The sequence below is a fragment of the Kitasatospora sp. NPDC058184 genome (genome assembly GCF_042883725.1).
GTDB lineage: Bacteria > Actinomycetota > Actinomycetes > Streptomycetales > Streptomycetaceae > Kitasatospora.
This window is the reverse complement of record NZ_JBHVVE010000016.1, coordinates 200,591-221,689: the sequence shown is the minus strand read 5'-3', so window position 1 is coordinate 221,689 and position 21,099 is coordinate 200,591. Positions and strand designations below refer to the sequence as shown.

The window sequence follows — 21,099 nt, the reverse complement described above, 5'->3', positions numbered from 1 at the left end:
AGCGGTCGGCGCGCCGAGGTGTCGGCGGGGCCTCAGGAGGTGAGGGCGGGTTGGCGGGGGGTGGGGAGGCCGGTCCAGCAGGCGCCGTGGCGGCGGGCGCGGATGCGGCGGAGCCAGAGTTCGGTGGAGACGAGGTCGGCGAGGCCGGCGAGGGCGGAGGGGGAGAGGGGGGTGGCGGGGTCGGTGGACTGGGCGAGGCCGGCCCGAACGGCGGGGAGGTCGATGAGGCCGGCTTCGGCGAGCAGCGGGGCGTCGAAGAGTTCGGCGAGGCCGTCGGCGGCGAGGCGCAGGCCTGTGCGGGCGGGGGCGGCGCGGTCGGGGCGGGGGACGCGGCCCCAGTCGGGGGGCAGGTCGGTGCGGCCGGCGCCGGTGAGGACGGCGTGCAGGAGGGCGTGCCGGGCGCCGGGCTGGAGGCGGACGTCGTCGGGCAGCAGCCGGGCGGCACGCACCACCTGGTTGTCGAGGAAGGGCGCGTGCAGCCGTTGGCCGGGCTGTTCGGCGGCGTGCACGAGCGTGCGGAACCCGCGCGCCTGCCGGTAGAGGGCGTGCCGGGCCCGGTGTGCGCCGGGGTGTTCCCCGGGCGCCGGTCTACGCGCCGCCAGGCGGAGCCGCAGCGCGACCGCGGAAAGCGCCTCGTCGGACAGCCAGCGGGCGGCCGGACCGGGCACGCACCAGGCGAGGTCGGCGGCCGAGCGGGCCCCGGCCGTGCCGGCACCGTCCGGGACGTGGCGGGCGGTCAGCCTGGCGGCCGCCTCGTCCAGCGCCTCGGCGTAGCGGACCCGGGAGAGCCGGTGGGCGGCCCGGACCACGGTGAGCGGGGTGCGCAGCGTGCCGGTGAGGACGCCCGCGGCCGCCCGGTCGGCGCCGGCCAGCGCGACCACCGGGGACAGCAGTTCGCGCGGCCGGCCGGCCCGGAGGAGGTCTGCGAGCCGGGCCGGGTGCCCGTCCAGCACCTGCCGGGCGCCGTAGCCGGTGAGATGGTCGGTGCCGCCGGCGTCGAAGCGGGCCTCGGCCCGGGCGGCGGCGACGAGTTCGGGCCCGGGCTCGTCGGTGAGCCGGCCGGACTGCGGGTCGGCGCCCGGCCCGGCGTACGGGAGGGTGTCCGGGCCGGGGTCGAGCACGGTGTGCCGCAGCCGCGGGGTGTCGGGGGCGAGCGCGAGGCCGGCCGGGGGCTCGGTCTCGCCGAGCGTGACGGCGGCCAACTGCTCGGGGGCGGCGGGTTCCTGGGCGGCGGCGCGGGCCCAGGAGCCCTTGACCGCACCGCTCCTGGCCCCGGCGGCGGCCGCCCGGACCACCGCGGTGGAGGCGGTCGCCGGAGCCGACGGCAGCGGGACGGCGGCGGCGAGCAGGGCGACGGTCGCGGAGGCCGTCCCGTACGACAGGTCGACGCCCAGCCGGGCCCGCCCGACCGGGTCGGCCGGGTCGGGGACGGGGGCCGGCGAGGTGGTGCGGACCCGGGAGCGGACGGACTCCAGCAGGGCGCGGGTGAGTTCGCGGACGGCGGGCGCCTCGTCGCGCGGCTGCTCGGCGCCGGCCGGGTCGTCGTAGCCGGACAGGTACGGGCGGCCGCCGCGGATGCCGAGCACGTGCCCGGGCGGCACCCCCTGGACGCCTTCGTACGGGGTGCCGGTGCCGAGCGCCTCGGGGGACTCGGGGCAGGCGAGCCGGGCGGCGAGGTGGCCGGTGTCCAGCGGGGCGCCGACCAGGTCGGCGAGCGGCAGGGCGGCGGTGGCGTACGCGGTGCCGCCGGCCCACGGGGTGTGGAAGACGGGCTGGGCGCCGGCGAGGTCGGTAAGCAGCAGGGTGGACCGGGTGCCGGAGCGCAGCACGACGGTGTAGCTGCCGGGCCAGGCGGTCAGGTGGCGGACGGCGCCGCCGCGGGCGGCGGCGAGGCCGGCGGCGAGTTCGGCGTCGGTGGCGCCGCAGTGGCCGAGGACGGCGAGCCGGGAGGTGGCGGGGGTGTCCTCGACCTGGTCGGGGGCGGTGGGGCCGGTGCTGACCACGGCGGGGGCGCCGGGGCGGAGGGTGACCAGGCGGATCTCCCCGGGGCGCCAGTCGCCCACGGCCCAGAGCGGGTCCGGTCCGGCCCAGAGCGGGCGCGCGGCGATCGGCTCGACCCTGGCCAGCGCCTCGTACGCCGGGGTGCCCGCGCTCGACGCGCCCGTGCACCAGCCCGTCAGCCACCGCATCGCGCCTCCACCGGACGAGGACCTGCATCCGTGCGGTGCGTTCGTTCGCCGCCCGCCGGGCGGCCGGGTGGTGTGCCGTGGCGGCCCGTGCGCGTCCCGGCGTGCCCCCGCAGCTCGACGCGCCGTCAGTGGACATCGTGCCACCGCGGGCGGTCGCCGTGGTCGGTGTTTCGGGTTCCGCTTCCGTTCGCACCGCCCGTTCGACGGCCGCGGCGGCGGGGCGGGCCGGCCCGGGTGCGCCTGGGGATGCATTCAAGGGCCCGGGGTTCCGCCGGGGCCCGGGCGGCGCCCGATCACGCCGGGTGGGCAAGTGCCGTGCTTCGTAGGGGAGTTCGATCGTCCGGGCGCTCCCGGGGGGCGGACGGGCCGGGCCTCCCCCTCCCCGGCCCGGACCGCCGACGAACGCCTTTGGCATGGGCATCGCGAGATGGCCGAAAGGCGTCGCCCGGCCCGGGAGGGCATCCGCACGCCCTCCCGGACTCCACCGCCGCCCGCGGGGATTGAGGCGGCGGCGTCCCCCGGCCCGCCGGGTCCTCGACGGCAGGCCGACCCACGACCACCAGCGAATCGCCGACCTGCCGGTCGGGCCAGGGGGCACGGCCGGGCGCACGTGTACACGGGACCGGAGCACGACGCTCCGGAGCGCCGCGCGGTCGGCCGGATCCGAGTGGTCCGGACCAACTCCGGTGCGGCACCGCCGAGTGCGCGATCCCGCCATCCGGAATGCGACCTCTTAACCGTCGGAACGCGTCCGACTACGCTAGGTACAGCAGCTACGGCCCGGTGCCGCCCGGGCCCCGCGCACAAGGCCGCAGGAGGTGCCGCCGCCACCATGACCGTCAGCCCACGTGGACCGAACGAACGGCTCGGCACGCTCCTGACCCTCGCCCAGATCAGCAACGCCGGACTGGCCCGCCGGGTCAACGACCTCGGCGCCCAGCGCGGGTTGACCCTGCGGTACGACAAGACCTCGGTGGCCCGCTGGGTCAGCAAGGGCATGGTGCCGCAGGGGCCCGTCCCGCACCTGATCGCCACCGCCATCGGCGGCAAGCTCGGCCGGCCCGTCCCGCTGGAGGAGATCGGCCTGGGCGACACCGACCCGGCGCCCGAACTCGGCCTGGCCTTCCCGCGCGAGGTCGCCGACGCGGTCCGCTCCGCGACCGACCTGTGGCGGGTCGACCTCGACCTGCGCCGGGGCCCCGGCGGCGGCCGCTGGAGCGACAGCCTGGCCGGCACCTTCTCGGTGGCCGCCTACGCGACCCCGGTCTCCCGCTGGCTGATCACCCCGGCGGACGGCTCGGTGGCCCGCGAGGTGCCGCGCTCCCCCACCGACACCTCCTCCTACCGGGTCGGCCACTCGGACGCCGCCAAGCTCCGCGAGGCCGCCCAGGAGGCCCGCCGCTGGGACTCCAAGTACGGTGGCGGGGACTGGCGTTCGTCGATGGTGCCGGAGTGCCTGCGGGTGGAGGCGGCACCGCTGCTGCTCGCCTCGTACAGCGACGCGGTCGGCCGGGCGCTGTTCGGCGCGACGGCCGAACTGACCAGGCTGGCCGGCTGGATGGCCTTCGACACCGGGCAGCACGAGGCCGCCCAGCGCTACTACATCCAGGCGCTGCGGCTGGCCCGGGCCGCCGCCGACGTGCCGCTCGGCGGCTACGTGCTGGCCTCGATGAGCCTCCAGGCCGGCTACCGGGGCTTCGCCGAGGAGGCGGTCGACCTCGCCCAGGCCGCGCTGGAGCGCAACCGGGGCCTGGCCACCGCCCGCACCATGAGCTTCTTCCACCTGGTGGAGGCCCGGGCCCAGGCCAAGGCCCGCAACGCGGCGGCGTGCGCGACGGCGCTCGGCGCCGCGGAGAGCGCGCTCGAACGGGCGCGCGCCGGGGATCCCGATCCGGCGTGGATCGACTTCTACGCCTACGACCGGCTCGCCGCCGACGCCGCCGAGTGCTTCCGCGACCTCGGAGTGCCCTCCAAGGTCCGGCAGTTCACCCGCGAGGCGCTGGCCACGCCCACCGAGGGCTTCGTCCGCTCGCACGGCCTGCGGCTGGTGGTCTCGGCGATGGCCGAGGCGGAGGCGGGCAACCTGGACGCCGCGGTCGCCGCCGGCGAACGCGCCGTCGAGGTGGCCGGCCGGATCTCCTCGCAGCGCAGCCGGGAGTACGTGGTGGAGATGCTCCGGCGGCTGGAGCCCTTCCAGGGTGAACGCCGGGTACGGGAGTTGACCGAGCGGGCGCGCGCGGTGATCGTCGCCCCGGCGTGAGCGCCGGAGCGGCGACTCAGACTGGTCATCGGACGGCGACCGGAACAGCCACCGGAACGGCGAGAGGGCCCGGCGGTAATTGAGGTGCGCCGGCGGGAGGGGCCTGGCTAGGGTTTCTCCCGTCCAGGTGCGCAGGCAGAGGTTACTTCCACTCTTCATGGGCGTGTCGCGGGTTCGAGTCCCGTCACCGGCTTCGGGCCGGTGTAGCTCAGTCGGTAGAGCAGCTATGTCACCTCAGCCGTCCTCGATCTCTGGACACCCACACGTGAACAGTTCGTCCGCACCTCCCGGTGCGACGGCAGCGGTTACTTCTTGGTGAGGCGCCCCCTGGGCGCTGCGGTTCGAGCCCGCGAAACACCGCCGCCACCTTTGATCTCGGGAGGCGGCTCCTCGTGGTGCCCGGGTCCCGTCAGCCGTGACGGGACCCGGGCACCGCTGCCGCAGCACGCCTCCCTCCCACCGACACCAGCACGCCGAGGGGGGCTGCCGCATGTCCAGGTTCAACGTCCGCGGGGCCAAGTCCGGTCCGAGTTCGCCGGTGACCACCACCGGCGCGCGCACCGTCAACCACAACGGCGGCCCCGGCTTCGTCCGGGACCGCAAGTCCGAGCTCTTCCTGCTCGCGGTGGCCAACATGGTCGGCCAGGACACCTTCCACGAGCGCGGCGGCGAGCGCGACGACCGCTACACCGCGCTGGTGCGTGAACTCGCCGTCGCCGACCCGGAGTGGGCCCTCGGACTGCTGCGCTGGCTGCGCCACACCGCCCAGCTGCGCACCGCCGCCCTGGTCGGCGCCGCCGAGTTCACCCGCGCCCGGCTGGACGCGGGCGCCCACGGCCACTCCCGGCAGGCCGTCGCGGCGGTGCTGCGGCGCGCCGACGAGCCCGGCGAGCTGCTCGCCTACTGGACCTCGCGCTACGGCCGGGCGCTGCCCAAGCCGCTCAAGCGCGGTGTCGCGGACGCCGTCCGGCACCTCTACGACGCCCGCTCGCTGCTCAAGTACGACACCGCCGGCAAGGGCTACCGCTTCGGCGACGTGATCGAGCTGACCCACCCCTCGCCGGACCCGCGGAAGCACTGGCAGGGCGCGCTGTTCGCCCACGCGCTGGACCGCCGGCACCGGCCGGAGGAGGCCGTCCCGCCGGCTGGTGACCGGGTGCTGACCGCCAACCGTGAGCTGCTCGCGCTGCCCGTCGAGGAGCGCCGGGCGGCGGTGACCGCCGAGGGCGGCGCGGAACGGCTGGCCGCCGCCGGGCTGACCTGGGAGGCCCTGGCGGGCTGGCTGCAGGGCCCGCTGGACGCGGCGGTCTGGGAGGCGGTCATCCCGTCGATGGGTCCGATGGCGCTGGTGCGGAACCTGCGCAACTTCGACCGGGCCGGGGTCCCGGACGCCGTCGCGGCCGAGGTCGCCCGGCGGATCTCCGACCAGGACGAGGTGCGGCGCTCGCGCCAGTTCCCGTTCCGCTACCTGGCCGCGTACCGCAACGTCCCCTCGCTGCGCTGGGGGCACGCGCTGGAGACCGCGCTCGGCCACTCGCTGGCCAACGTGCCGGAACTGCCCGGCCGGACGCTGATCCTGGTGGACCGCTCCGGTTCGATGTTCGACCGTTCCGGCGGGCCGACCGAGCTCAACCGGGCGGACTCCGCGGCGATCTTCGGCACCACGCTGAAGCTCCGGGCCGCCGAGGCGGACCTGGTCGAGTTCGGCACCACCAGCCGGGTCGTCGAGGTCGGCCGGGGCGAGGCGGTGCTGCGGGTGCTGGAACGGTTCTCCAGCCTCGGCGGCACCAACACCGCCGACGCGGTCCGGGCCCGCTACCGGGGCCACGACCGGGTGGTGATCGTCACCGACGAGCAGACCGGCCCGGGCCACCGGGGCGGTGACCCGCTCGCCGCCGTCCCGGCCCACGTGCCCGTCTACACCTGGAACCTGGCCGGCTACGCCCCGGGCCACGGCCCCGGCGGCGGCGCCCACCGGCACACCTTCGGCGGCCTGAGCGACGCGGCCTTCCGGCTGGTCCCCCTCCTGGAAGCCGGGGCGAACGCCCGCTGGCCCTGGGAGGAGTAGCGGGGCGGCGGAGGCTTCGGGGGCGGGTCGGCGCACCGGACGGAGGGCGGGCGGACGGGCCCGGATGAGCCCGGTCACAGGCCCGGCCGGGGCGCCCCGGCAGCCCCGTAGACTCGGTTGATTGTGACTGCCACCGCCCCGATCCCCCAGCCCTCGCCGTCCGCCCGGCTGTCCGCCGCGCCGGCCGCCTACCCCGCGCCGATGTACCCGCACAAGGCCACCGAGGCCCAGCACCGCGAGCGTCGCATCCGCAGCTTCCAGCCGCGCCGGGGCCGGATGACCAACGCCCAGGCGAGCGCCCTGGACCGGAGCTGGGAGACGTACGGCATCCCCATCGACGGCACCCCGCTGGACCTGCCGGAGCTGTTCGGCGGCCTGCCGGTGACCCTGGAGATCGGCTTCGGCATGGGCGAGACCACCGCCGCGATGGCCGCCGCCGACCCGGCCACCGGCATCCTCGCCGCCGACGTGCACACCCCCGGCCACGGCAACCTGCTGGGCATGCTGGAGCGCGACGGCTCCCGCAACGTCCGGACGGCCGCCGGGGACGCGGTGATCCTGCTGCGCGACATGCTCCAGGACGCCTCGCTGGCCGGTCTGCGGGTCTACTTCGCCGACCCGTGGCCCAAGCCGAAGCACCACAAGCGCCGGCTGGTCCAGCCCTCCTTCCTCGACCTGGTGCTGCCCCGGCTCGCCCCCGGCGCCCTGGTGCACTGCGCCACCGACTGGGAGCCGTACGCGGAGCAGATGCTGGCCGTGCTGTCCGCCTCGCCGGAGCTGGAGAACCTGCACCCCGAGGGCGACGGGACCGGCTGGCTGGAGCCCGCGGACCACCCGGACGGCAGCGTCCCCGGCTACGCCCCGCGGCCGGACTGGCGTCCGGTCACCAAGTTCGAACGGGCCGGGATCGCCAAGGGCCACGTCGTCCACGACCTGCTGTTCCGCCGCCGCTGACCCACCGGCCCGGTTCGAACGGGCCACCGCGCGGCGGCCGTACGGGCGGGACCGGGACGGACGGTTCGTCCCGAGTCCTCCCGGCGGGCCGCCGCCGTGGCCTACCCTGTGCCGCATGGGCAGCCCGTCCGGCGGCGGGTTCCGGGCGAACGGTCGGACGACGGTCGCCGCCGCCGGCGCACCGGAGACGGTCCCGCGCACCGGCGACACCCGGACCATCCCGGGGCCCCGGAGGCACCGGGCCCACCGCCCGCTGCCCGCTCCTGGCACCGCCGCCGTCCCGGTAGCGGCCCGGCCCCCGGCCGTCACCCCCGCCGCGGCCCGGACGCCCGCCGCCCCCGGAGCCCCCGCCACCCCCGGAGCCCCGCAGGGCCGCAGCCGCTCGGTGGCGCTCTCCTCGGTCACCGCGACCGCCGTGCTGACCCTGATCGGCTGCGGGGTGCTGATCCTGCACCTCGTCCAGCGGCAGACCGGCACCGTCGGGCTGCTGGTCGGCCTGGGCCTGGCGATGGTGCCGCTGCCGTTCGTGCTCGGCGGCCTGGCCTGGCTCAACCTCACCGCCCGGGTGCCGCTGCGGCACACCGTGTTCTGCCTCGGCTGGGGCGCCTGCGCGGCCACCACCGTCGCCATCCTGGCCAACAACTGGACGGCGAACTACCTGGCCCGGTACCGGGGCCCGTTCGGGGAACTGCTCGGCGCCGGGATCGCCACCCCGGTGATCGAGGAGACCGCCAAGGCCACCGCCCTGCTGGTGCTCCTGCTCCCGCTCGGCCAGCGGCTGCGCTGCCACGGCCGCCGCACCGGGCGCCCCTGCGCGCCGCTGCTGCGCCGGTCGCCCGCGCCCCGGAGCCCCCGCCCGTACCCGCGCCACCCGGTCGGGCCGCACGCCCGCGGCCGGCCGCGGCTGCGCCCGTACCTGCGGCCGCTGCCCTACCTGCGCCCGGCCCCGCCCTCCGGTGCGCCGCACCGCCGCTCCCGGCCGCGCACCCTGGCCGCCGGGGTGGTGCTCGGCGGGATGACCGCCTGCGGCTTCGCGTTCACCGAGAACGCCCTCTACCTGGGCCGGGCCTTCACCAGCGACCAGCGCCAGCGGCTGGACAGCATCGGCCTCGGCGACCCGCCCAGCCTGCGCGACTTCGACAGCACCGTGCAGACCTTCGTGCTGCGCGCCCTGCTCTCCCCCTTCGCCCACCCGCTGTTCACCGCGCTCACCGGGATCGGCCTGGCCCTCGCCCTCACCACCGCGCGGCGCTGGCTGGCCCGGCTGGCCGTCCCGGCCGGGCTGCTGCTGGCGATGGCGCTGCACGGCACCTGGAACGCCGCCGCCGACCTCGGCACGGACGGCTTCCTGGTGGTGTACGGGGCGCTGATGGTGCCCTGCTTCGCCGCGCTGGTCTGCTTCGCGGCCTGGGCGAGGTGCCGCACGGGCCGGCACGCGGCGCCCGCCCGGCGGCGGGCCGCCCGGGTGCCCTGAACAGGTGCCTGCGGAGGAGCTCGAGCGGTGCCTTCAAGAGGTGCTCGGGGAACCGATTTCCCATCTCGGCGACTTCCACGTATTGTTGTGTTTACCGACGCGGGGTGGAGCAGCTCGGTAGCTCGCTGGGCTCATAACCCAGAGGTCGCAGGTTCAAATCCTGTCCCCGCTACTCAGTAGCGGAAAGGCCCGGAGGATTCTTCCTCCGGGCCTTTCGCATGTCCGGGTACGGGCGCGGCACGGTCCTGCCACGAAGCTGTAACAGCGGCCCGTCCGACGATCACCTGTCAGGGACCTGAACCATACTGAGGAAAAATTCATCCAATTGGGGGGCCGCACGGGCCACCCCGGACAGGAATCACCACATGCTGTCGAAGCGCCTGGTCAGCACCGCCGCGATATGCCTCGTCCTGGCCGCCGGCACCGCCGCGTGCGGCAGTGCCACGAGCGACGGGAAGGCGGGCTCCGCGCAGAAGCTCGACACCGGCAAGCTCAGCGCCCAGGACATCGAGAAGCAGGCCAAGGAGGCCCTGGCCTCCGCGACCTCCCTCAAGATGGCGGGCACCGTCGACACCGGCGACGGTGCGATGGAGCTGAACCTGACGATGGACAACAAGAGCCAGTGCACCGGCACCATGGCGATGCCGGGCATGGGCAAGTTCGAGATCATCAGCGACGGCAAGACCTCGTACGTCAAGCCGGACACCGCCTTCTGGACCGCCGTGGGCGGCCCGAACGGCGCCAAGGCCGCCGAGCTGTTCAAGGGCCGCTACCTGACCGGCTTCGAGAGCGACCCGTCGATGGGCTCCCTCACCAAGGTCTGCAACCTGGCCGACTTCAGCAAGAAGATCACCGACAGCAGGAGCAGCGGCGACAAGGTCGAGAAGGGCTCCGCCGGCGACGTCAACGGCGTGAAGACCTTCAGCCTGAAGAGCACCGACTCCAAGGGCGAGGTCACGACCCTCCAGATCGCGACCGAGGGCAAGCCCTACCCGGTGCGGATCGAGCACGCCGGTGCCAAGGACGGCAACGGCAAGATCGACTTCAGCGAGTTCGACAAGCCGCTGACCGTCCAGGTCCCGTCGGCCGACAGCACGATCGACTTCACCAAGTTCAAGGACCAGCTCAAGACCGCCTGAGCGGCGGACGCGGGGACCGCGAAATAATCCGTTGCCTCCGGCCGGAGCGCTGCCTAGGCTGGCAGCACACTGAAGGGAGGTGATCCTGAGTTGAGTACCGTCAGGATGCGTGAGGTGGCTGCTCGCTAGAGCCGCCCCTGCCTGCGCAGGGTGAGGCCCCAGGCCTCCGGCAGGCGAAATCCACAGCAGTCACCCGGCCCGCGGGCTCACCGGTACATCCCCGGTGCCTCGGCGCCTGGCCAGTGCACGGGCCGGCGTAGAGGAGCAGCCCGCGGGTCGTCTGCGTTCCCGGGGAGCTTCCGGCACTGTGCCGGAGGCTCCCCGTGGCGTGTCCGGGGAGGGCCGTCGCGTGTCCGGGGCGGGGCCGCGGCGCTAGAGTCTGCGCGGGTTCCGGAGCGGAGCGGCGCGGGCACAGGGGGTAGGCGATGGCGAAGGCGCGACGGCGGGACGGCGGGGCGGCCCTGCGGACGGCGCGGTGGGGCGCCACCGGGGTGCTGGCCGGGACGGGGCTGCTCGGACTGCTGCTGTTCGCGCTCGGCCGGGAGCACGCCTGGCAGGCGCTCGGCGGCGGACTGGTCGTGGTCGGGGCCTCGGTGGTGCTGGGCGGCGGGCTGGGCTTCCTGTTCGGGGTGCCCCGGGTCCGCGGTGGCGGCACCGGTGAGCCGCAGGGCTCGTACGCGCCGAACACCAATCTGGAGCAGGTCTCGGACTGGCTGACCAAGGTGCTGCTGGGCGTCGGGCTGACCCAGCTCGGCTCGCTCGGCGAGCGGCTGCACGACCTCGGTACGGCGCTGGCGCCCGCCCTCGGCGGCGGCCCGGAGGCGGTGCCGTTCGCGGCGGCGCTCGTGCTGTACTTCCTGGTCTTCGGCTTCCTGGCCGGCTGGCTGGTGACCAGGCTGGCGCTGCCGCAGGTGCTGACCGAGACCGACCAGGCGCTGGACCTCTTCCTCGCCGGGCAGGACCGCGACCGGCACGGCGACAAGGTCGGCGCGGACGACCTGCGGGTCCGCGCGATGCAGCAGCTCGGGCTGCTGGGCGGCAGCGCGGAGCGCCAGGCCGCCCTGGCCGGGCAGCTGCCGCCCGCCTCCGGTGCGCCGGCCGGTCCGGAGGGCGTGGTGGCGGAGGTCCGCTCGACCGCGCGGCGCTCGGCGCTGACCGCGGACCAGGTGCGGGCCCTCTTCGCGGACGGCTCCGAGGGCCGACGGATCCAGGCGCTCGCGCTGATGCAGGGCGACCCGGCGCTGGCGGACCTGCCGAGCGTGCTGGACGCGATCGAGCACCCGCGCTCGGACTTCGAGCAGTACCACGCCCTGCTGGCCGCCCGGGGGCTGCTCTCCTGGCTGCCCGCCGCCGGGGCGCAGCGGCTGCGGGACGCGGTGGCGACGCAGCTGGTGGACCCGCGGGGCATCCCGTACGGGTCGGACCGCAGCTGGCTGGCGGAGAAGATCCTGTCCCGGCTCCAGGGGACGGCCCTCGTGCCGGAGCAGCCGGCCCGGCCCGCCCCGCAGGCCGTACCGGCCCAGCCGGGCGGGCCGGGCGGGCCGTCGGCCGCGGGGACCTCCTGACCGGAGGAACTACCGGATGGTGAAGCGCAGTTCGGGACGGTCCCAGGTGATCCTGCCGTGCGCGGGGAAGGTGCCGACGCGTTCGGCGCCCACCCGCAGGTAGAAGCGCTCGGCGTCCGGGTGGGAGACCACCAGCACGCTGGCGATGCCGGCCGCGCGGGCCTGCTCCAGCATGTGCGCGATCAGCACGCGGCCGGTGCCGCGCCCCTGGGCCTCGTCGGCGACGAACATCAGGTCCAGTTCGGCCGGTTCGCGGATCAGCCCGTAGAAGCCGAGCAGTTGGTCGGTGGCCGGGTCGAGGGCGAGGAACACCTCGTGGCCGGCGATGTAGTCGGGCGTCACCCGGTAGCCGTCGATCATCGGCGCGTACTCGCCGTGGTAGGCGGAGGAGGCCTGGATCAGGTCGGTGAGCCGGTCGGCGTCGGTCGCCTCTGCGCGCCGGATAGTCGTCTCGATCATGGCGGCGAGTATAGGGGCAAACCGGATTAGTGACTATTACATGACCGGCTGCCCGGCCGACCGGCGGCGCCGGTCGGCGGCCCGCAGCACCAGGACCCGCACGGTGCGGCCGTCCACCGGCCCCGGACAGCGGAGGATCTCGCTGGCTATCCGGCGCTCGCCGAGCGCGTACCGCAGCGGGTCGAGGTGGCCGCAGCGGCGGCCGTGCCCGTCGTTCAGCGGCTGGACCCGGACCTCGCCGTCCGGGGAGGTGACCCGGACCAGCTCGGTCAGCGCCGCCAACTGGCGCTCCGGGCCGAAGACTTCGGGGTAGGCGAAGATCAGGTAGCCGCTCAGGGTGAGGGCGAAGGCGCCGTCCGCGAACGGCAGCCGGGGCAGCGCGGCGGCCACGTACCGCTGCGGGTGGGCGGCCGAGTCGGCGGCGAACAGCCGGCGGGCCCGGTCCCAGCTGCGCAGGTACCGCTCGGGCCGGTACGGGCGGGGCGAGGGGTGGAGCCACGGGCGGGCGGTCATCGAGGCGGCCATCGCCGCCCGGGCGGCCAGGGCGAGGTCGGCGACCACCGGCGGCGGCAGCGCGTACGCCGGGTCGACGGCGACCACCCGGCAGCCCAGTTCGCGCGCCTCGGCGGCCAGGCCGGCCGCGCCCCCGGGGCAGTCCAGCAGCGGCCCGGGCAGGGCGGCGAGCCGGGCCCGGGTGAGGCCGAACAGGGCGCAGTACTCGTCCAGCGGACGGGAGGTGACCAGCACGTCCGGGAGGGCGGGGTGAGGGCCGGCGGCCACCCGGCCATCCGAACACGGAGCGGCCCCGCCCGCATCCGGGAGGGGTCCGGGACGCGGGCGGGGCCGTCGGGGCCTGGGTGGAGCCGGGCGGTCAGCGGCCGAGCAGGCCCTGGGCGGCGGCCCGGTTGACGTTGGTCAGGCCGCGGACCAGCTGGGTGGTGAGGAGGACCAGCAGCACCCCGAGGAGCGAGAGCCCGGCGATCTGCCAGGGCGCCTCGATGTCGTACACGTGCCGGATGTCGTGGCTGTCGTAGAAGTCGAACACCCGGTACCCGTGCCAGGAGGTGTAGGTGGGGAAGACCCAGTGGTACAGCGGGTAGAGCGCCGCCGCCCAGCCGAGCAGCAGGAACACCAGCGTCACCGCGAAGCTGAACACCGCCCAGGGGAGCATCAGCACCTGGTACAGCACGGCCTTCCAGCCGGCCCCGTCCGCCAGCCGCGCGGTGACCGCGCCCCAGCTGCCCTGGCGGACCCGGCGCACCGGCTCCGGGCCGGGGACGTCCAGGGCCAGCATGCCGCGCACCCGGGCCCGCTCCAGCCGGCCGAAGCCGCGGGCCGTGGCGGTCAGGGCGCCCAGCACGGGCAGCCCCAGCGCGGTGACGAAGGTGGCGAGGCCGAAGCAGAACATCGTGACCGCGACGGCGAAGCCGAGGATCGCCACCGGCAGACCGGTGAGCGCGTAGCCGACCTCGCGGTAGTAGTACGCCGAGAACGGGGCCCGCCACAGGGCCGGACGCCGCTCGGTCCGCCGGGCCCGGACGGGGCGCGGGTCGTCACCGCGACCGCCCAGAACGTCCCACTCCCGGTCCTCCACGCTGCGGCTGCTGCTCATGTTCCCGGCCCCCGGCCCCTCGTGCTGTCGTCTGTCGCTCGTTCGTCCCGCTGACTGCGTCCAGTCTGGTGGACGCGCCGCCCGGCCGTGATCCGGAGGCCTGGCGGATCCGGGGTGGGGTTAACCCCCCTCCACCCGGGCGGCCGGGCCCGGCCACTCCTCGGCGAGCAGCGTGAAGAGGTACGCGTCGGACCGGTCGCCGCCCGCGGACCCGGCGGACCGGACCCCGCCCTCGGACCCGTCGGACCGAGGCCGCCCCTCCGGCCGGAAGCCCAGCCGGGTGAGCACCCGGCCGGGGGCCGGGTTGGCCGCGGCGGTCCGGGCGGTCAGCCGGTGCAGGCCCAGGGTGCCGAAGGCGAAGTCGCGGAGCAGGCCGACGGTCTCGCCCGCGTAGCCCCGGCCCCAGGACCCGCGGGCCAGCACGCACCCGAGGTCGGCGGCGCCGTGCCCGTCGAGGGTGAGCGCGGCCTGCCCGATCGGCGTCGCGTCCCCGGGCTCCTCGGCGTCGGCGAGCCTGGTGACGGCGAGCCGGTAGGTGTCCCGCTCCTCGGCCATCGCCTCCTCCAGGTAGAGCTCGATCTGGTCGGCGCAGTCCTCCCGGCCGCTCGGCCCGAAGGGCAGGTGGCGGGTGACCTCGGGGTCGCCGAACAGCGCGTGCAGCGCGTCCACCTCCTCCTCGGTGTGGTGGTACTCGCGGACGGCCAGGCGCGGGCCGGTGAGTCGTACGGGGACCATGGCTGCCGACCCTATCCCCGCCCGGCGGCTACCGTTCGGACTATGAACGACGAAGACCTGCGGCTCGCCCCGCGCACCAAGGCCGCCGACCTGCTCGCCTGGGCGGCCGAGCAGGGCCGCGCGCCGGTGGCCGAGGGGCCGCTGCGCGCGGTGCTGGCGCTGCTGGAGCTGGGCGAGGGCAGGATGCACGACGGCTGGCCCGAACTGACCTCCGACGCGGTGGAGCACCTGCTGTACGAGCGGCTCCACCTGTACGTCCAACCCGCGCCCGAGGAGGACCCGTTCGCCTACGGCGACGCCGTCCGGCTGCTGGTCGACCACCAGCGGGCGTCCCGGCGGCTGAACGCCAAGCGCCAGGAGCGGCTGCACGCGGAGGCCGAGTGGCAGGGCGAGGTCGCGGCCGGGCTGCTGCGCCGCGCCGACCTGGTGACCTGGCCCCGGCTGTACGCGCTGCTGCTGCACGCGTACGGGGTGGACGTCACGGACCCGGCGGCGGTGCGGGACTGGCTGGCCGGCTTCGGGGAGCTCCCGGAGGAGGAGCGGCTGGCCGCGTACGAGGCGCTGGCACCGGCCGGCTGGCTGGACGAGCCGGACGAGCAGGGCTGGGGCCCGGGCCGGGTGCTGTCGGTCGGCATGGCCACGGACGGCGCGCGGCGGCTGCTGGAGCAGGGCCTGATGCGGCGCAGCTACCGCAACCTGGCGGAGCTGACCGCGCTGGGGCGGCCGATGCCGGAGGAACTGGCCGGGGACTTCGGGCGGTTCGAGGAGGCGGCGGTCGAGGCGGCGCTCGACCTGTTCGGCGAGTGGACGGTGCCGGGGCTGCCGCAGCTGCTGGTGACGGAGTTCCCGGAGCTGGCGCCGGAGCCGGGCCAGGAGGAGATCGAGGCGTACCTGGCGCAGCTGCCCGCCGAGGAGTGAGACGCCGCGCGGAAGCCCCCGGTCCGGTGCTGGTGCTCCGGGCCGGGGGCTTCGCGCTGGGTCCGCCCGGGCGGGTGCCTCAGGGCGGGTGCGTCAGGGGTTGAGGCCGCGCTGCTGGAGCCAGGGCTCCGGGTCGACCGGGGCGCCGCCGCCGGGGCGGACCTCCATGTGCAGGTGCGGGCCGGTGACGTTGCCGGTCGCGCCGACCTTGCCGATCTGCTGGCCGGCGGCGACCTTGCCGGAGCCCTTGGTGATCGCGGAGAGGTGGCAGTACCAGATCTCGGTGCCGTCGGGCAGGGTCTCGACGATCCGGTAGCCGTACGAGCCGGCCCAGCCGGCCGAGGTGATGGTGCCCTGGCCGAGCGCGTGGACCGGGGTGCCGGTGTCGGCGGCGAAGTCCAGGCCGGTGTGCAGGTTGGCCCAGTAGCGGGCGCTCTGGCCGTAGTGGGCGGAGAGCCGGTAGTCCGTCACCGGGAGGGTGAGGGCGGCGGCCTTGGCCCGCTCGGCCTCCTCGGCGGCGCGCTTGGCCTCGGCCTCCTTGGCGGCGGCCTTGGCCTCCGCCTCCTGGGCGGCCTGGAGCCGGGCGGTCTCCTCGGCGGCGGTGCGCTGGCTGTCGGCCTGGTTCTGGATGCGGGCGGCGAGCGCGAGGCCGGGGTCGGCGGAGAGGGCGACCGCCGTCTCGTCCGGGGCCTCGATGGCGGGGGCGGCGGCCGGGGTCGCCGAGGTGAAGCCGGTGGCACCCAGGGTGGCGGCGACGGCGGTGACGCCGAGCAGCGGGGAGGTTCCGCGGGTCTGACGCGGCATCCGGTGGCGGTTGGTCTCGGCCTCCGCGGCGAAGTCCTCCGGGCCGAAGGCCTCGGGGCCGTCCGGGCCGGGGTGGTCGAGGAGCTGGGTACCGGCTGCGAAGCCGGCCGGGTGTGCCGGGGTGTGCGTCGACGCCACGGAGGCGCGCTCCTTTCCTTCCTTCGCGCCTACCGGGTTAGCTGACGGGTTCGGAGCAGGAAGGTCTCCTACGGCCGGGCCGGAGCCCCGCCGATTCACCCCAAGGAACGTGGTTCCCCGGCTCCCTGACCTGCCCGGAGGCCGGTCGGTGGGATTAGGCGACGGCGCACGGTGCCGTCTGGGTACGGCGTTGACAACCGCGCTGCGTTATCAAACGTTAATCCTAGGAGGCTCTGATTCCAAGCCATCCGTTCGGAGCAGCCCCGCGGCAGGTGATCGGACGTCAACGAACGGTCCCTCATGCACGGCCCCATCTGAGTACGCCTACTCATGTGCGGCCCGGCCGGGCCGCAGCATCCTGACGCCATGAGCGCACCGATGCAGACCCGCACCACGGCCGCCTACTACCTCCAGGCCGTCCTGTCCTTCGCCCTGTCGGGCACCGCCCTTGCCGTGGGGATCGTCTACCTGCCGGTCGGCGGGTGGACCCGGGCCTTCCTCGGGCTCGGCCTCCTCTTCACGGTCAGCTCCGCGTTCACGCTGGCGAAGGTGATCCGGGACCGGCAGGAGTCCAACGACATGGTCACCCGGGTGGACCAGGCCCGGCTGGAGAAGCTGCTCAGCGAGCACGACCCGTTCAAGGTCGAAGGGGTCTGACCGCTCCCTTCCCCCTCTTCTCCGACGCCTCCGACGCCTCCGACGCCCGACCGCTTGACGGCTAAGGCTATTAGCCTTAGCTTTATGGCTATCGGCAGCAACGCCGATGCCCCGCACCGGCGGCCCGAGGAGGACCCCATGAACGGCACCATCACCCCGAGCACCCAGTACCTCACCGTCCCCGGCGGCCGGATCGCCTACGACGACACCCGGCAGGGCGACGGCACCCCGGTCGTCCTGCTCCCCGGCATGCTCGACAGCCGGGCCGCGTACCGGCACCTGCGCCCGCTGCTCGTCGCCGCCGGCCACCGGGTCGTCACCATGGACCTGCGGGGCTTCGGCGAATCCTCGATCACCTGGGACGACTACGGCCCGGCCGCCCTCGCCGGCGACGTCCTCGCCCTGCTCGACCACCTCGGCATCGAACGCGCCGTCCTCGCCGGGAACTCGTACACCGGGGCCACCGTCGTCAAGGCCGCCGGGGACGCCCCCGAGCGGGTCGCCGGGATCGTCCTGCTCAACGCCTTCGTCGAGAACCCGCCGCAGGGCGCCCTGATGCGCGGCGCCATGGGCCTGATGGGCGCCGCCCTCGTCCACTGGCCGGCCGCCTGGGGCTTCTACCTGCGCCGGATGGCCTTCCCCGGCGCCAGGCCCGCCGACTTCGACGCGTACGTGGACGGGCTGGTCGCCGCGCTGCGCACCCCGGGCCGGAAGACCGCCACCCGCGGGTACGTCCACGGCGACTCGGCGCCGGTCGGCTGGACGGCCGCGGTGCGGTGCCCGGCCCTGGTCGTCATGGGCAGCAAGGACCCCGACTTCCCGAAGCCGGAGCTGGTCGCCGACCGGCAGGCCGCCGCGCTCGGCGCGCGGAAGGCGATGATCGAGGGGTCCGGGCACTACCCGATGGCCGACAACCCGGCGGCCACCGCGGACGCCCTGCTGCCGTTCCTCGCCGAGCTCGGCTGAGCCCCGCCCGTCCGCTGCCCGCCCCTGCCCGACCTGATCCGTACGGAGAGCCCGAACCCATGCCCCGCGTAGGACTGACCCCCGACCAGGTCGTCGACCACGCCCTCGCCCTCATCGACGAGCAGGGCGCCGAGGCCCTCACCCTGGCCTCCGTCGCCGCCCGGGCCGGGGTCGCCACCCCCTCGCTGTACAAGCACGTCAGCGGCGGCCTCGCCGAACTGCGGCGGCTGATCGCCGTCCGGGTCACCGGGGACCTCGCCGACCGGCTGGCCGGGGCGGCCGTCGGACGCAGCGGGGACGACGCCGTCGCCGCCGTGCTGCGCGCCTACCACGCGTACGCCACCGAGCACCCGCACCGCTACAACGCCCTCCCCCAGGCCCCGCAGCCCGACGACGACCTGGCCCGGGCGGCCGCCCGACTCGTCGGCGTGATCATCGCCGTGCTGCGGGAGTACGGGCTCGACGGCTCCGAGGCGGTCCACGCCGCCCGCACCGTGCGCTCCGTCGCCCACGGCTTCGCCTCCCTCACCACGGCCGGCGCCTTCCAGCTCACCGAGGACCTCGCCACCACCCAGGACCGCCTCATCGCCACCCTCACCACCGGCCTCCGCGCCTGGCCCGCGTAAGCGGCCGGCCCCGCACCGGGCGCTGCACAGGAAGTCGGCCCGGCCGACTTCCCGCGGTGGCGGTGGTGCTGGTGCGGCGGTTCGGTCGGCCTTCGCCGGTGGGGGAAATGGGGTATCAAGGACCAGTGCCCCTGGAGCCCGCCGGCAGTCCGACCGCGCGCAGTGCGATGCGCTGCGTGCGGCTGCTGCTGGGCTGCACCAGCGCGGCCGAGCTGCTCGGCACCGTCCTGGCCGAGGGCCCGAGCTGGATCACCGGCGAGGGGTCCGCGCTGTACCTGCTGGACTCCGCCGGGATGCTCCGGCTGACCGCCTCGCACGGGCTGCCGGACTGGGCGCACGAGCGCTACAGCGTGGTCGACCCGGCCGGTGAGCTGCCCGCCGCGATGGCCCTGCGGCTGCGCCGCCCGTACCTGCTCAGTCCCGAGCACACCAGCGTCGACTACCCGAACCGGAACACCGGCATGGGCACCGGGATGGTCGCCGTGATCACCCTGCCGATGGTCGTGGACGAGCGGCCGATCGGTGTGCTGGCCCTGGCGCTGGCCCACCGGGGCACCGTGCCGCGCCGCGACCTGGACGTCCTGGAGACCCTCGCCGAGGCCTGCGCCCACCGGCTGGCCCATCTGCTGGACCACGCCGACGCCCACCTCCCGTACGGCACCCGGGCACCGTACGGCGTCCGGTTACCCGAGGACCCGCGGGCGGCGGACGGCCGCCCCGCCGGGCTGGCCCACCCGCTGCTGTCGCTGGCCGTGCGGGCCGCCGGGCACGGGGCCTTCGAGCGGGACCTGGTCACCGGGGAGAGCTACTGGGACGCCGAGGCGTTCCGGCTGGCAGGCCGCCCACCCGCCCCGGACGGCGCCGCCCCCGAGCTGGACCGGCTGGTCCACCCGGAGGACCTGCCGGACGTGCAGGCGGCGCTCGCCGAGGCGCTGGCCGCCGGCGGCCGCTACCGGATCGGCTACCGGGTGCTGCGGCCCGGCGGCAAGGTCGCCCGGGTCGAGGAGTCCGGCGAGGTGATGCTGGACGTGCACGGGCGGCCGGTGCGGATCGCCGGGCTGCTGGCCGAGGCCGGGCACCGGGAGCCGCCGCCGGCCGAGGGGCGGAACTCCCCGGCCGCCGCCCGGACGGCGCTGCTGCTGACGCTCACCCGGGCGCTGTCCCGGGCGGTGACCGTCCGGGACGTCACCACCGCCGTCACCGATGTCGCCCGCCCGGCGCTCGGCGCCGCCGGCATCGTCCTGGACCTGGTGGACGAGGGCCGGCTGCTGCCCGTCTCGCACACCGTGTACGGGGGCCCGCGCCGCACCGAGCTCACCCGTCTGGCGGACCTGTCCGAGTCCGTGATGCAGCGTTCGCTGGCCCGCTCCGCCCCGCTGTTCAGCGAGCCCGCCGCGGCCCGCACCCGGCGCGACCCGCTCACCCCGGCCGCCTGGGCGGTGCTGCCGCTGGTCGCCTCCGGGCAGCAGGTCGGCTCGTGCCTGATCACCTTCGCCGCCAAGCGGGCGTTCAGCCGCGAGGACCGCACCCTGTACTCGGCCTTCGCCGGCATCCTGGCGCAGTCCCTGGAGCGGGCCCGGCTGTACGACACCCACCACCACCGGGCCTCCGAGCTGCAGCGGGCGATGCTCCCGCGCACCCTGCCGCGGCTGGCCGGGATCGCCAGCGCCGCCCGCTACCTGCCGAGCACCGAGGGGATGCAGATCGGCGGCGACTGGTACGACCTGCTGCGGCTGCCGGACGGCCGGATCGGGCTGGTGATCGGCGACGTCCAGGGCCACAACGCGGAGGCCACCGCGGTGATGGGCCAACTGCGCAGCGGGCTGCGGGCGTACGCGACGGACGGGCACGACCCGGCCGCCACCCTGACCCGCACCAGCCGGCTGCTGGCCGAGCTGGACACCGAGCTGTTCGCGACCTGCCTCTACCTGACCCTGGACCCGGCCGACGGCGTGCTGACCGCGGCCCGGGCCGGGCACCCGGCGCCGGTGCGGATCACCGCCGACGCCGCGGCCGTCGAGCTGGAGCTGCCGGGCGGGCCGCCGCTGGGGGTGGCCCCGGAGCGGCCGTACCCGCTGGCGGTGGAGCGGCTGGCGGTCGGCGAGACGCTGCTGGCGTACACCGACGGGCTGGTCGAGGACCGCGAGGAGGACTACGACGAGTCGGTGCAGCGGATGCTCGGCGGGCTCGAACTGTGGGCGCGGCAGACCGGTCCGGGGCGGATCGGCCCGGCGCCGGCGCTGGAGCGGCTGGCCGATCTGCTCACCCTGAACGTGACCGAGCGGCGGTCCCGGCCGGACGACGTGGCGCTGCTGCTCCTGCACCGGACGGCGCCCCTTCCGTAACACCGTGCGCACAGGCCCCACACATCACCGGACGCGATCCGGCCGGGCGGCTCGATCCCGACGGTCCCCAGCAGTGCCGGTCGGGCCGCTCCGATACCTCGTCAGGCGGTGGGATCGGGGTCGAACGATTGCCGATTGACGCCGAATTGACTCGATATTGACGAGATCCGGTCACTTGGCGAGATCCGTT

General features: G+C 75.7%; 17 protein-coding genes, 1 tRNA gene and 1 riboswitch. Of the genes, 12 read left to right on the top strand and 6 right to left on the bottom strand.

What is annotated here, in order from left to right:
- Positions 1–32 precede the first annotated feature (32 nt).
- The gene (locus ACFVXH_RS28255; protein WP_387828377.1) at positions 33–2,189 is read right to left on the bottom strand and encodes an asparagine synthase-related protein; all 2,157 of its coding nucleotides are present in this window, start codon (positions 2,187–2,189) and stop codon (positions 33–35) included.
- Positions 2,190–3,021: 832 nt separating this feature from the next.
- Here ACFVXH_RS28255 and ACFVXH_RS28250 point away from each other — a divergent pair.
- The 7 genes from ACFVXH_RS28250 to ACFVXH_RS28220 all read left to right on the top strand — a co-directional run bounded on the left by ACFVXH_RS28250 (position 3,022) and on the right by ACFVXH_RS28220 (position 11,649).
- On the top strand, positions 3,022–4,449 hold the full coding sequence (locus tag ACFVXH_RS28250; protein WP_049658584.1) for a hypothetical protein: 1,428 nt from the start codon (positions 3,022–3,024) through the stop codon (positions 4,447–4,449).
- Between the two features lie 490 nt (positions 4,450–4,939).
- Positions 4,940–6,517, top strand: a complete 1,578-nt coding sequence (locus tag ACFVXH_RS28245; RefSeq protein ID WP_387828374.1) for a TROVE domain-containing protein — start codon at positions 4,940–4,942, stop codon at positions 6,515–6,517.
- A gap of 123 nt (positions 6,518–6,640) precedes the next feature.
- Positions 6,641–7,471, top strand: a complete 831-nt coding sequence (trmB, locus tag ACFVXH_RS28240; RefSeq protein ID WP_049658578.1) for a tRNA (guanosine(46)-N7)-methyltransferase TrmB — start codon at positions 6,641–6,643, stop codon at positions 7,469–7,471.
- A gap of 115 nt (positions 7,472–7,586) precedes the next feature.
- Entirely contained in the window at positions 7,587–8,945 is a 1,359-nt protein-coding gene (locus tag ACFVXH_RS28235) for a PrsW family intramembrane metalloprotease (protein ID WP_387828371.1), read from the top strand.
- 98 nt (positions 8,946–9,043) lie between these two features.
- Positions 9,044–9,117, top strand: a tRNA-Met gene (locus ACFVXH_RS28230).
- A 193-nt stretch (positions 9,118–9,310) separates the two neighbouring features.
- A complete protein-coding gene (locus tag ACFVXH_RS28225; RefSeq protein WP_387828369.1) occupies positions 9,311–10,084 on the top strand; it encodes a hypothetical protein in 774 nt (257 codons plus the stop codon).
- 425 nt (positions 10,085–10,509) lie between these two features.
- Positions 10,510–11,649 (top strand): hypothetical protein, encoded by a 1,140-nt coding sequence (locus tag ACFVXH_RS28220; RefSeq protein ID WP_387828366.1) that lies wholly within the window; start codon positions 10,510–10,512, stop codon positions 11,647–11,649.
- A 9-nt stretch (positions 11,650–11,658) separates the two neighbouring features.
- Here ACFVXH_RS28220 and ACFVXH_RS28215 read toward each other — a convergent pair whose 3' ends face one another.
- The 4 genes from ACFVXH_RS28215 to ACFVXH_RS28200 all read right to left on the bottom strand — a co-directional run bounded on the left by ACFVXH_RS28215 (position 11,659) and on the right by ACFVXH_RS28200 (position 14,455).
- Positions 11,659–12,108 (bottom strand): GNAT family N-acetyltransferase, encoded by a 450-nt coding sequence (locus ACFVXH_RS28215; protein WP_387828364.1) that lies wholly within the window; start codon positions 12,106–12,108, stop codon positions 11,659–11,661.
- A gap of 36 nt (positions 12,109–12,144) precedes the next feature.
- A complete protein-coding gene (locus tag ACFVXH_RS28210; RefSeq protein ID WP_375876785.1) occupies positions 12,145–12,888 on the bottom strand; it encodes a hypothetical protein in 744 nt (247 codons plus the stop codon).
- A 91-nt stretch (positions 12,889–12,979) separates the two neighbouring features.
- Positions 12,980–13,720: a sensor domain-containing protein gene (locus tag ACFVXH_RS28205; RefSeq protein WP_053112132.1), complete on the bottom strand. Its 741-nt coding sequence runs from the start codon at positions 13,718–13,720 to the stop codon at positions 12,980–12,982.
- A gap of 120 nt (positions 13,721–13,840) precedes the next feature.
- On the bottom strand, positions 13,841–14,455 hold the full coding sequence (locus ACFVXH_RS28200; protein ID WP_387828359.1) for a GNAT family N-acetyltransferase: 615 nt from the start codon (positions 14,453–14,455) through the stop codon (positions 13,841–13,843).
- A gap of 42 nt (positions 14,456–14,497) precedes the next feature.
- Between ACFVXH_RS28200 and ACFVXH_RS28195 the strand changes: the two genes are divergently transcribed.
- A complete protein-coding gene (locus tag ACFVXH_RS28195) occupies positions 14,498–15,373 on the top strand; it encodes a hypothetical protein (RefSeq protein WP_387828356.1) in 876 nt (291 codons plus the stop codon).
- 93 nt (positions 15,374–15,466) lie between these two features.
- Here ACFVXH_RS28195 and ACFVXH_RS28190 read toward each other — a convergent pair whose 3' ends face one another.
- The gene (locus ACFVXH_RS28190) at positions 15,467–16,315 is read right to left on the bottom strand and encodes a M23 family metallopeptidase (protein ID WP_053112130.1); all 849 of its coding nucleotides are present in this window, start codon (positions 16,313–16,315) and stop codon (positions 15,467–15,469) included.
- Between the two features lie 12 nt (positions 16,316–16,327).
- Positions 16,328–16,486: riboswitch (cyclic di-AMP (ydaO/yuaA leader) on the bottom strand.
- A 195-nt stretch (positions 16,487–16,681) separates the two neighbouring features.
- On the opposite strand from ACFVXH_RS28190, the gene ACFVXH_RS28185 reads away from it, so the two are divergent.
- The 4 genes from ACFVXH_RS28185 to ACFVXH_RS28170 all read left to right on the top strand — a co-directional run bounded on the left by ACFVXH_RS28185 (position 16,682) and on the right by ACFVXH_RS28170 (position 20,909).
- A complete protein-coding gene (locus ACFVXH_RS28185) occupies positions 16,682–16,972 on the top strand; it encodes a YiaA/YiaB family inner membrane protein (protein ID WP_049653176.1) in 291 nt (96 codons plus the stop codon).
- An 84-nt stretch (positions 16,973–17,056) separates the two neighbouring features.
- Positions 17,057–17,938: an alpha/beta fold hydrolase gene (locus tag ACFVXH_RS28180; RefSeq protein ID WP_198959332.1), complete on the top strand. Its 882-nt coding sequence runs from the start codon at positions 17,057–17,059 to the stop codon at positions 17,936–17,938.
- Between the two features lie 59 nt (positions 17,939–17,997).
- Entirely contained in the window at positions 17,998–18,564 is a 567-nt protein-coding gene (locus ACFVXH_RS28175; protein WP_049653172.1) for a TetR/AcrR family transcriptional regulator, read from the top strand.
- Between the two features lie 125 nt (positions 18,565–18,689).
- Positions 18,690–20,909, top strand: a complete 2,220-nt coding sequence (locus ACFVXH_RS28170) for a SpoIIE family protein phosphatase (protein WP_387828351.1) — start codon at positions 18,690–18,692, stop codon at positions 20,907–20,909.
- The last annotated feature ends 190 nt before the right edge of the window (positions 20,910–21,099 follow it).

Bases quoted from the DNA above. Each gene is read 5' to 3' on its own strand.
- ACFVXH_RS28255 (WP_387828377.1), bottom strand. From the start codon at position 2,189: ATGCGGTGGCTGACGGGCTGGTGCACGGGCGCGTCGAGCGCGGGCACC.
- ACFVXH_RS28250 (WP_049658584.1), top strand. From the start codon at position 3,022: ATGACCGTCAGCCCACGTGGACCGAACGAACGGCTCGGCACGCTCCTG.
- ACFVXH_RS28245 (WP_387828374.1), top strand. From the start codon at position 4,940: ATGTCCAGGTTCAACGTCCGCGGGGCCAAGTCCGGTCCGAGTTCGCCG.
- ACFVXH_RS28235 (WP_387828371.1), top strand. From the start codon at position 7,587: ATGGGCAGCCCGTCCGGCGGCGGGTTCCGGGCGAACGGTCGGACGACG.
- ACFVXH_RS28225 (WP_387828369.1), top strand. From the start codon at position 9,311: ATGCTGTCGAAGCGCCTGGTCAGCACCGCCGCGATATGCCTCGTCCTG.
- ACFVXH_RS28220 (WP_387828366.1), top strand. From the start codon at position 10,510: ATGGCGAAGGCGCGACGGCGGGACGGCGGGGCGGCCCTGCGGACGGCG.
- ACFVXH_RS28215 (WP_387828364.1), bottom strand. From the start codon at position 12,108: ATGATCGAGACGACTATCCGGCGCGCAGAGGCGACCGACGCCGACCGG.
- ACFVXH_RS28205 (WP_053112132.1), bottom strand. From the start codon at position 13,720: ATGAGCAGCAGCCGCAGCGTGGAGGACCGGGAGTGGGACGTTCTGGGC.
- ACFVXH_RS28200 (WP_387828359.1), bottom strand. From the start codon at position 14,455: ATGGTCCCCGTACGACTCACCGGCCCGCGCCTGGCCGTCCGCGAGTAC.
- ACFVXH_RS28195 (WP_387828356.1), top strand. From the start codon at position 14,498: ATGAACGACGAAGACCTGCGGCTCGCCCCGCGCACCAAGGCCGCCGAC.
- ACFVXH_RS28185 (WP_049653176.1), top strand. From the start codon at position 16,682: ATGAGCGCACCGATGCAGACCCGCACCACGGCCGCCTACTACCTCCAG.
- ACFVXH_RS28180 (WP_198959332.1), top strand. From the start codon at position 17,057: ATGGCTATCGGCAGCAACGCCGATGCCCCGCACCGGCGGCCCGAGGAG.
- ACFVXH_RS28175 (WP_049653172.1), top strand. From the start codon at position 17,998: ATGCCCCGCGTAGGACTGACCCCCGACCAGGTCGTCGACCACGCCCTC.